Source organism: Bacillus sp. 7884-1 (genome assembly GCF_002272245.1).
GTDB lineage: Bacteria > Bacillota > Bacilli > Bacillales > Cytobacillaceae > Neobacillus.
In genome coordinates this window covers 1-10,754 of sequence record NZ_NPDD01000051.1, presented here as the reverse complement: position 1 = coordinate 10,754, position 10,754 = coordinate 1, and the positions used below count along the sequence as shown (strand labels likewise).

The 10,754-nt window shown below is 36.5% G+C and carries 9 protein-coding genes and 1 pseudogene; 3 read left to right on the top strand and 7 right to left on the bottom strand.

Translation table 11 applies throughout. The features are described 5' to 3' along the window. The 5 genes and pseudogenes from CHI06_RS06555 to CHI06_RS06540 form a co-directional block, all read right to left on the bottom strand. Positions 1 to 201 (bottom strand): annotated as a pseudogene (locus CHI06_RS06555) (hypothetical protein); the annotation flags it as partial. Between the two features lie 202 nt (positions 202 to 403). Further along, complete coding sequence (locus CHI06_RS06550; RefSeq protein ID WP_095247621.1) at positions 404 to 748, bottom strand: hypothetical protein; 345 nt, start codon at positions 746 to 748, stop codon at positions 404 to 406. Positions 749 to 1,001: 253 nt separating this feature from the next. After that, the gene (locus tag CHI06_RS30405; RefSeq protein WP_257009181.1) at positions 1,002 to 1,130 is read right to left on the bottom strand and encodes a hypothetical protein; all 129 of its coding nucleotides are present in this window, start codon (positions 1,128 to 1,130) and stop codon (positions 1,002 to 1,004) included. A 258-nt stretch (positions 1,131 to 1,388) separates the two neighbouring features. Continuing rightward, the gene (locus CHI06_RS06545; protein WP_095247620.1) at positions 1,389 to 1,778 is read right to left on the bottom strand and encodes a cupredoxin domain-containing protein; all 390 of its coding nucleotides are present in this window, start codon (positions 1,776 to 1,778) and stop codon (positions 1,389 to 1,391) included. 338 nt (positions 1,779 to 2,116) lie between these two features. After that, the gene (locus tag CHI06_RS06540) at positions 2,117 to 2,437 is read right to left on the bottom strand and encodes a hypothetical protein (protein ID WP_095247619.1); all 321 of its coding nucleotides are present in this window, start codon (positions 2,435 to 2,437) and stop codon (positions 2,117 to 2,119) included. 360 nt (positions 2,438 to 2,797) lie between these two features. Between CHI06_RS06540 and CHI06_RS06535 the strand changes: the two genes are divergently transcribed. After that, entirely contained in the window at positions 2,798 to 3,037 is a 240-nt protein-coding gene (locus CHI06_RS06535) for a DUF6429 family protein (protein WP_095247618.1), read from the top strand. Between the two features lie 272 nt (positions 3,038 to 3,309). Here CHI06_RS06535 and CHI06_RS06530 read toward each other — a convergent pair whose 3' ends face one another. Together CHI06_RS06530 and CHI06_RS29675 are read right to left on the bottom strand one after the other, a co-directional pair. Next, positions 3,310 to 4,254 carry an ABC transporter permease subunit gene (locus CHI06_RS06530; protein WP_095247617.1) on the bottom strand — a complete coding sequence of 315 codons (945 nt, stop codon included), beginning with the start codon at positions 4,252 to 4,254 and terminating at the stop codon, positions 3,310 to 3,312. Further along, positions 4,238 to 4,663, bottom strand: a complete 426-nt coding sequence (locus CHI06_RS29675) for a hypothetical protein (RefSeq protein WP_179292549.1) — start codon at positions 4,661 to 4,663, stop codon at positions 4,238 to 4,240. The genes CHI06_RS06530 and CHI06_RS29675 overlap by 17 nt, the downstream gene beginning before the upstream one ends. Positions 4,664 to 4,715: 52 nt before the next feature. Here CHI06_RS29675 and CHI06_RS06520 point away from each other — a divergent pair, with 52 nt between their 5' ends. Both CHI06_RS06520 and CHI06_RS06515 read left to right on the top strand, forming a co-directional pair. After that, on the top strand, positions 4,716 to 5,216 hold the full coding sequence (locus CHI06_RS06520) for an ATP-dependent DNA ligase (RefSeq protein WP_095247616.1): 501 nt from the start codon (positions 4,716 to 4,718) through the stop codon (positions 5,214 to 5,216). Positions 5,217 to 6,331: 1,115 nt separating this feature from the next. After that, entirely contained in the window at positions 6,332 to 10,447 is a 4,116-nt protein-coding gene (locus tag CHI06_RS06515; protein ID WP_095247615.1) for a S8 family serine peptidase, read from the top strand. Positions 10,448 to 10,754: the final 307 nt, after the last annotated feature.

The window sequence follows — 10,754 nt, the reverse complement described above, 5'->3', positions numbered from 1 at the left end:
TGGATATTCCTCTATCAAATTATTATGAACGCTGGGCATTAACGTAAAGGTTACTTTCTCCCCAGCTTTTAGCTTCGGTATTTTCCAAGGAGAACCTGGTGCATACCATTGTAAGAGCTTATCTTCTTTTGTAATAGCACTCCAAACTGTTTCTTTTTCTCCATTTATCCAAACAGAACTTATATCTGAAGTATGATCCATAACCATTCCCCCTGTGATTTATTAAGAAGTAACTATTTACTTTTTTCGTGGAATCGTTAGTGACTTCCAATCACTAGGTTAACATATTGAATTTTAGACAGAAAAATAAGACTGCTTTTATGCAGTCTTATTTTTCTGTTTACCATTCTCTCCACTCTTCGGTACTATGCATTTATTTTTCCCTTACGAAAATCCCTTCAAATTAGAACCAAAACTTTCGCTTTGCAAGGGAGCTTTGCATTTTTAAAATTAATTCTTTTAGTTCCTCATTATTTTTAATTATTTGATTTTGTAAGTCAGTTATTTGTTCATTCATTTCTGTTATTTGTTTCTGCAACGCTGAAATTGTGTTTCCCTGAAGTTCTTCTGGTTTTTTGGAGTTTTCATGGCCGTTATTAGTAAGTTTCATTACATCTGAAACGGTATTCAATACTTCTGGATTTTTAAGTAATAAACCTGCAATATTCATGATCCCATTTAAATCTATAGATTTATTATCTTGAAGAGGGTTATTAACCTCTGGTTTGGATTCGTTTTCATTCGTCATGTCGTAAACTCCACCTTTTTTATCTTGGGATAACAGGGAGAACTGATTCTCGTCCTATACTGTTACATACTATGAAAAAAGGTAACTTGTGTGTTAGCTAAAGCCATAGAATCTAAAAATGGGTTAAAATCATATTTTTACAATAAAAAAATAATACATCAACAAATGGAAACCCCCATAATACCAACTAACCATAATAGGCAGTGATATTAAAGGGGCATGATACTGATGGGAACTATGTTACTACATTATATTAACCAAGCAATTCAGTAATACAAGCAATAATGATTTGTTGTTGTTCTGGAGTGCCAAGTAAAACAGCAACAAGTAAAGCTACTAAGAGAAGCAACACAAGAACTACTGTAACTAGATTTATAGACATTTTTCTCCCCCCTTTCAACCTTATTGAAAGAGCTCTTACACCAACATGTTATGCTAGAATAATCGGACAAGTTCTAAACTATTAACTATTTTATAAAAATAATATATTTTTATTTTTTATTACATAAAACTCTTAGAACTCAAAAAAGGCACCAATAACGGTGCCTCGCCAGAGTTAAATTTTCTTCACACTCGTTTGTCTAATAACAAGCTACTACCGTTGCCTATTAAAAAAGCAAGGCCCGATTGGCCCTGCTTGTTATTTGACTATTACTTTTCCAACCATTCCTTCATTGAAATGGTACCGACATATCAGTTCATATGTACCTGGCGTGTTCGGTTTCACTGTAATGGTTTTTTCTTTTCCCGGCTGGACTTCGGCATCAATTCTGAGCTTTTCCACTGTGAAGGTGTGTTCTTTCTTACCTTTGTTCTTCAATATCAAAGTTGTCGTTCTTCCACTGGAAATAGTGATGACTTTCGGATTAAAGTAATCATCGTTCAACTCGACCTCAATCGTTTCCACCGTCTCCATAGGTTGTGTTACGACACCGGATTCGGCAAAAACACCAAGTGAGCCTGGAGTGGCCACAACCACAATCATCGTAAGTAAAACGACCAATCCTGTTAACCATTTTTTCACAAACATTCGTAATCCCTCCTTTCCTAAACACTATTTTTTCCAATTCATAAAATATTATCACTATTATTTGGGTTACAACGTGCTTTCACCCTTTACTCAAAACAGCCATAAGCATCTTATTCCATTAACCTTATCCCTTTTGTTCAATAAAAAATGGCTACCGAAAAAGTAGCTGGATTATAAAGGAAAGCACCCACTGCTTAAAAAGCAACCCAAATGCGGCAGCTTGTCTTAAAAAATGCTGAAGATTTAATTTAAAATAATCATTCATGGTTTTTGCAACCATCCTTGAACTCTTAAATCCGTTTTAATACCCCCTTTTCAAAAAACAGGGGTATGAGAACTTACTTTGCAGTTCTTTCACGATTTAAAATAAAAGTAAGTGCATTTAATAAAATGGTAATGACAATAAGAACTGCCGAGGCGAAAGCCACAGCACCTATTGTGTCCATAAGAGCAGTCCAATCCTCAATCTTTACCAAATGATAGTTGTAGAATATCTGAAAACATATTGAAATAGCACAAGCACTAATGCTTACAAAGGAAAGAACGACCCATTTCTTATTCTCCTGCTTTTTATCTCTTTGGAGATTAACAATAGGAAGTATCCAAGCAATTAGTCCAAGCACGAGGCTGCCAATGTTAAGCCAACCGAAATCAATCATAAATCATTCCCCTTTGTTTTTTTGTATCTATATTCTTGTTTAACAAACCTCACACTTTTGTTCAATAAGAAAGGCGCCCCTTCGTAATTGAAGCTTCGCCCCCCGTTACTTCAATATAAGCTGAAATAAACCTTTACTTGGGTCATATTCAAGTGTTATTACACCTCCCATTAGCCTCATATACACTGTTTGAATACAATGATTATGTTTTGGCAGTATTTCAAGCATCCTTTACTGATTAAGATAATACGACCTTTGTTCTGACAAAATAATATCTTTTTCTTCTGGCTATATTTCATACTTTGAAATTTGAACATTGTCTTAGTTATAATGTTTGTAAAAAGTAAAGGGATGCATAAAATGAAGGATCAGATTGATGAATTAACGTTACTATTATTGCATTTAACATCTTTTACAGAAGATCATGGATTAGGTGATGCTCAGAGAAGTTGGAAGGGTTATCCTTTTGAGTCATTGAATGAATTAACAGAGAATGATTACATTTATGGCAGCAAGCAATCAAAATCAGTGTATCTAACAGAAAAAGGAATCGAACAAGCCAAGAAACTGATGAAGAAATATAATATAGTAGAACAATAAGGATTCCTCTCCAACGAGATTCCCCTTTATCTATCTAAAAAAACCTAGTTGTATATGCTGCAGACCTTGAACTCTAGCACCTGAAGAAGACTTCAACAAAAAGGTGCCTTATTCCTTCTTGGGCCAGGGCACCATTTTTATAAACATAAATGAGCTGTTAATGGTGAATTTCAGCCCATTCTTTAGCTGCAGCCACCGTTATCTTATCCATTAAAAAAAATAAAAAAATGCCGCCTTGATCAGCGGCACGCTAGAGTGCTAAGTTCACCAATCTAAATACTAACATCCCGTTTCTGAAAGATTGTAAACGTTAGGGCAATGAAAATGATATAGTACACGGCCAAGGTTAGTAAGGAGACTGGAAGTGTTACATCCCCAAGTATGTTGTCCTGTAGTGCATACACGGTAAGATCCAAATGAGGGAAAATTAAAAATTTGGCCCATGTATACTTTTCGGCGAGAAACACTATGAGTCCGCCCAATGTTGAAGATAAAAATAAAACAAAAATTCCGATTCCCACTGCCAGAGCCTGACTCTTAAACAAAGTGGATAACATAAAGGAAATCGTGATGAGAATCAATAGACTTGGCAAGTAATACACGGTCTTCAAGAAAAATTGTGGTCCCAACTCGGCTACTCTCTGTCCTTCAAGTGTGGTTTCAAAGAATTTAGTGTTAAAATTCACGCTGTCGAAAAGAATCGAGCCTGTAACGAAACCTGCAAGAATGAGCACAATCAGCAACAGCAAGGAGTAGATGATCACCGATAAATACTTTGATAAAAGGATGACCCATCTTTCATGCGGCCTGATTAGTAGTTGTTTTATCGTCCCATCGGAAAATTCCGAGGATACACTGGCACTGCTTACGATAACAGCAAAAAGCGTGACCAGCATAGTGACACCAGACACAGTCATATTCATAAAATGCCAATTACTCTTTGCATTTGGATTAATATTCTCATCGAGATAGCCCTGCTGCCGTTTAAGTTCGGCAGCCATCCATTCTTTTTCTTCTTCTGGAGCCGCTTCTAAATCCTGCTGCAGTTGGTTCACAGTGGCCTGGGTTTCCTCGCGCCAGTTATTGTTAGGTTCCCCACCGATTCTATCCTCAAGAATCCCTCCAAGAGCCACCGCGATTACGATGATTAACATATAAATCCAACTAGCTTTCTTTCCAAAAATCTTCCCTAATTCATTTTTAATTAACAAGAACACTCGTTTTTACCTCCTGACTCCCTTTGCCGGTTAATTCCAGGAACCGGTCCTCAAGCGAGGTTGTTACTGTATGAATAGCGTATACATCGACATTGTTCTTAACCAATAACCGATTGGCAGCAGCAATCGAGTCCTTATCTAGGATCACCGAAAACTGATTCCGGTCCACCTTCTTGAAATCAACTCCTATATTGTTTTCACTGAGAAGCTGGAGAGCCATTTCCAAATCGCTTACCTCTAACATGACAGTATGTACTTCCTGATTTTGATCGTTTAACAGATTAATCGAAGAAATATGAATAAGCTTCCCCTTTTCTATAATCGCATACCGATCACACATTAGCTGCATTTCAGACAATAAATGGGAGGATACGAGGACAGAAATTCCCTCTTTTGTAATTGAACGCAAGTATTCCCTAAATTCTCTTATCCCTTGAGGATCCAGCCCATTTGTAGGCGACGTGCTGTATCATAAAGGCGAGAAGGTTACCCACCTGCCCCTATATAAAAGGAAAGAAATACTTAATGATCTCATACCTGTTAATACTCCCATTTTATCTAAAGTAATGTGTATCGATAGCAACGGTATTCCGCTCTTTGAACTTATTAAAGAGCAAGGTCTTGAAGGTATTGTCTTGAAGAAGAAGGACAGCTCTTATGAAATAGGGAAACGGTCACACTCCTGGCTCAAAGTGATTAATTACCTATATAAAAACGTGATTGTTAATGGGTACCGAAAAGGCGAGTTTGGCTGGCTCTTATCATATGAGGACGGTAAGTATGCAGGCATTATGGAGCTTGGTGTTCCAAAGGATGAAAAAAAGAGAATTTATCAGCTGACTAAGCAAGATGAGAATGATAAGTTTGTATTTATAGAACCACAATCGTGTTATGTTAAATATAGAAATATAACGAAAACTAGTCTCCTTAGACTACCTTCCTACGTTTCATTACATGCATAAGTAGCCCTTCTAAAATTAAGGGCACCAATGCCTCATTGTTCATACAGATAGGTAAGGGTTTGAAGTTATCTCTCCCCTTTCCCCCTGTCCACACCAGTACGAGCGACTTTCACCGCAAACGGCGTTCCAACTAATCCAATTCGATTTAATCATCAACACTTCTGAAGTCGTAACATCTTCCGTTTTAATAAGTCGGGGCCTCCCTTGGGAGGTGAACCTCTTTTAGTCATACGAGAACCTTATTATCCGATAAAGAATTGCCTTGCATGATTAAATGAATCTTCATTAGCCTAGTGACTATCTCTCCATGTTGATTAGACATTTCAACGGTACTGTGCCACCACTTATACGATTGATGTACTTCACCAAATGGAATTTGGTAGATTTCCGTTGGATCTTCATCATTTGTAAATACGGGTTTTTAGCACCCACCCTGTCAATTTAAATAGCATCGATGGTGTAAAAAAAGAAGATGGTGAAAGATTTTTTGCTAGTAATGACCTCTTTTGCTGCTGTTTCGGTAATGAACAACTTTTTTCTAACACTGTGTATTTCTGTAATGGCGATACATCCCTCATATGTTCCTTTTTCAGCTGTTTTTGGAATAGAGAGATTAAATTTGATTACTCTCTGACTATTTTCCTTCTATATTTATTGAATTCTACTTTTGTGCGCTTTTTCCTCCAATTTTTCTTCCTCCAATTCTCTTTATTATGTAAGTGCTAATGAATAACGAAACGATGATTAAATTTTCTTTTCCATAACAAAAATTATTTATGTATTTATAATTAGCCAAAGTATTCATAATGTTGTAAATTTGGGAGAATTTGAATAAATGGTTATTCAAAAGAACGCATATTTCATACACATTTTTATTAACTAAATTGTCGGTTAATATCAAACTTTCAATAATTTTGCCGAAAAATGTTTTGATTTTGTCGAAAAAACATTTTTTTGTAATTTAATGTTAAAAAAATTAGGACAAGCTTCACCTACAATTCCCCCAATACCCCTCATGAAAATTTCAAGTTATTATATTAAAAGAATGATTATTCTGAATAGTGTAAATGATGAAGTTTTTTTATTCATATTGAGTGAAACAGGAGGTTGTAAAGATGAAAAGTATAAAGAGAAAAGTTTTTCAAGCTACAACTGTGCTTACGTTAGCCAGTAGTAGTATTTTGGGTTCTGCGATGATTACCCAAAAGCCGACGTATGCTATAACGAGTGAAAGTATAGCTGAGAAAATTATGCAATCTTTAACTGAGGAACAACGAGCAGTGTTGCAAAACTTAGAATCCTCAGAATTAAAGACTGGACTGCGATTATCTGATGATGTGGACTTAACTAGTGAGGAAGATGTAACGGTTATTGTTGAATTCAAAGAACTACCAGCCAAAGTAGCTCAAATAGTAGAAGCTTCCAAAGGGAAATCTATTTCGATAGAAAAAGCGAAAGAAAAGGTTGAAACGTCACATGCTCAATTTAAAAAGGATTTACAAGAAAAAATAGGAAAACAAGAGAAATCTAATAAGGATAATTTTAATATTAAATATACCTATCAGAATGCATTTAACGGAGTAACAATGTCGCTTCCGGCAAATCAAATTAATAAATTAATGCAAATGGATACGGTTAAAGCCGTTTTTAGTGAAAGAAAAGTACAAATTGATCCGCCAGCTCCAATAGAGGACGAGAAAGAGCAGACAAAGGTCGATAGTATACCTTTTTTAAATATTGATAAATTGCACGAAGAAGGTTATACCGGAAAAGATATTAAGATTGGTGTCATTGACACGGGAATAGATTATAATCACCCTGATTTAAAGGACGTATACAATGGTGGATTTGATTTTGTTGATAATGATAACGATCCAATGGAAGCAACATATGCTCAATGGAAAACGTCCGGAAAAACAGAAGTAGTTGGTGGAAAACCGTACTACACTAGCCACGGCACACATGTGTCAGGTACTATTGCAGGTCAAGCTAAAAACGATTCTGATTATAAAGTAACTGGCGTTGCACCTGATTCTGATTTATACGTTTATCGTGTATTGGGCCCATATGGATCAGGAACAAATTCGGCGGTAATTGCCGGGATTGATCGCTCAGTTGCTGATGGGATGGATATTATTAACGTTTCGTTGGGTGCATCCTTAAACAATCCATTGGAAGCCACTAGCTTAGCAATAGATAATGCTGTATTAAGCGGTGTGACGGCTGTAGTAGCAGCGGGTAACTCCGGGGATAATGGAATGTATACATTAGGTTCCCCAGGCGCAGCGGCACTAGCCCTAACGGTTGGAGCTAGCTCTACACCGACTAATGTCACGACATTTGCAAGTAAATTTTTAGCAACTGGTAAAGAAACTGAGAGTACATTACAATTGATGACCAAAACATGGACCAATGATTTCTCGAGCCTATCTGGTCAAACATTTAACATTGTTAATGTAGGAGAAGGCGGACCAACCGATTATGCAGGCAAAAACGTTCAAAATAGTATCGCATTTGTCGCACGAGGTACCCATGCACTTATAGATAAAATGAAATACGCCAAGCAAAACGGGGCAGCAGGCGTTATCATATACAACAATAATGCTGCAGAAGGACAAATTCCTGTTTACCTTGGAGAAAGCAACGATAATATCCCTGTATGGTCAATGACAAATAAAGATGGTTTAGCAGTCAATGATTTATTCAAAAACGGTACGCCGAGTGTTACATTCGGAGCTCTTGGTGAAGGTGAAATTCCAGGTGATGAATTAGCTAGCTTTAGCTCTAGAGGGCCATCTGGAACATTATATGATATTAAACCAGAAGTAACGGCGCCAGGGGTATCTGTCCTATCAACCGTACCTTCTTATATTAATGACAAAGTGAGTTTCGGTTATTCCACAGCTTACCAAAGAATGTCAGGTACATCGATGGCAACTCCGCATGTAGCTGGAATTGCAGCATTACTGTTACAAGCACATCCTGAATATACACCTGCAGATGTGAAAACAGTCTTAATGAATACAGCCGAACCTCTAAAAAATCAATACAGTGTTTTTGAAACAGGGGCAGGAAGAGTAGATCCATATGAAGCGATAAAGACGACTTCAGAATTCGCAGTTCAAGACGAAACACCTTATATTAAAAATAATGTAAAAGAAATGATGAGTGAGCAAACAGGCGGCCTTAGCTACGGTTTTATTCCGATCGATAAAGAGGACATCTCAAAAACAACGAATGTACTAGTGACGAATCATAGTGATAAGATGCAGAAGTTTGATATTTCGGTCGAGTTCACTGTTGGGGTTAAAGGGTCCTTAGATGCTAAAGAGAATGGTGTGTCTTTAGTCGTGCCGGAGGATGTTAAGGTTAAAAAGGAAAGTCAGGAAACGATACCAGCATCCCTGTTGATTCCAACTACTGCCAAAAAGGGTACCTATGAAGGATATATCCGTTTTGTAGATCAAAAGGATCCGGAAAATCATTTCCAAATTCCATTCGGCTTCCGTCTAGTGGAAGAAGGATTTGAATATTTTAAAGTCCATTCACCAAGTATCGCACCTAATCGTCAACAAAGTCCTTATAGTGTAAAAAGTACTGATTTAGATTTCAAACTGAATTCACCGATGAAAACATTGGATTTTATTTTAGTAGATGCTAAAACAAATAACGATTTAGGTTTAATCAGATCCATTGATGTATCTAGCGCGCCGATCGACGCAGATCTTTACATTCAAAGTGGTTTTGCCGGAAGATATTTTCCGTTCACAGGAAATGCGAAAAAGCCAATTGGATATACCTCTGTTTTAGCAGCGGATGGATTATACAAAATGAAAGTCATTGGTACAAATCTTGACGGAAAGCAGTTTATAAAGACAGACCAAGTCTACATTGATGATAGTATTCCAACCTTCAAATTAGACGATACAAATGCGCTGCCTAAAGGTAATCTTCCATTTGTGGAATTGGCACCTGGCCAAAAAACAGTTACATTATCAGGAAGCGTGATCGATAAAGAAGCTTTCGAAATGGAAGCAAACGGAATTAATGTTAATCAATCAAAAAATAATGTGTGGTACGGACCGAACTCTCCGGCATGGGGCATTCCTACCGATGAAAATGGCAAATTTACGAAAGAAATTTCAGTCGATCCTGGGTTTAATTCAGTAAATAAGCTCCAATTTGTGGGTGCAGATAAAGCTGGTAACACAACAAACGCTAAAGTCATTTATTATGTTAAGCCAGGAACACAATATATTTATGCTAAACCCAATAAAGAGTCTATTAAGATGGGTGATCAAGTAACCTATACCTTCTATGCTCATGGTTTGCAAAATGCAAAAGATTTAACCATCAGGTTTGATTACACATCAAAATATTTTAATAACGTAGTATTTAATAAAAATCAGGCTTTATCTAGCGATACACAGTTTACAGCTACGGCAACGGGCACTTCAAGCAAATCGAATACAATTAATATCAAAGCACCTGGGGATGGTTTAACAGTAACAGGAGATATGCCATTATTTGATATGCAAGTGGAAACAAACGCAAATGAATATGTAAATGTAAATAATATATTCTTTTTTGTGAATAACGCTACTTATAAAGATCTAAGTGGTACAACGGTTTTCCCGTACTTCCAAATCGGATTTATGCCAAGCTATTCAGCCTATTCTGTAGCTACAGCGAAAGTCAATGCTCAAGGATTATTAAATGCAAACGGCGGCTTTAATTTTGGAATCGACTATAGGACTATTGGTGCACAAGCTAGTGTGAAAGACTCTAAAGGTCAATCATACAATGGAGAAATTCAACAAAATGGAAACATCCTTTTTAATAAGCTGCCAATTACTGAACAGCTATATACAGTCATCATTGATATTCCTGGCCATTTTACTACTTACACACCAATGGAAATTGGTCGAAAAGATGGGGAAATTTTTATTGGCGAGAATATTTTCTACCCTACTGTATTAGAAAGAGCAGGGGATATTAATAAAGATCATGTGATCGATATTCATGACGTGATTTTATTTGAACAATCTTGGGGAACGAATAACCGTAATGCAGATATAAACTTTGATAGAACGGTTGATGCAAAAGATTTCAAGCTACTTGAAGCTAATTACACAAAAGAGAACGATTATGTTTTAGATACTCCTACTGCTGTAAAGGCATACAATGGTAAAACGATTGAGTCTATAAAGTCAGCACTAGGGATAAATTAATAATTACCACGTAAAGTTTCATAAGTGATAAACTTCCTTATACTGTACCCTATAGAGTAGACACTAAAAAAAGGTCTGCCCTATAGGGTACTTTTATGTATAATTAACAAAAGAGGAGAATCAGATAAAAAATTAAATGCCAAAAAAACACTTTACTGAGAAAGAATTAAAAAATGTTTTGTCAACACTAAACTAGACAACTTTTTTTTAAGGTGTTCCTTTTTGTATTCAATGGGGCCACACTCAATTTTTGGCATTAAATTTGGAAATTTCTTAGTTACCCAAGCCAAAACTTCTTCCGTTCGGG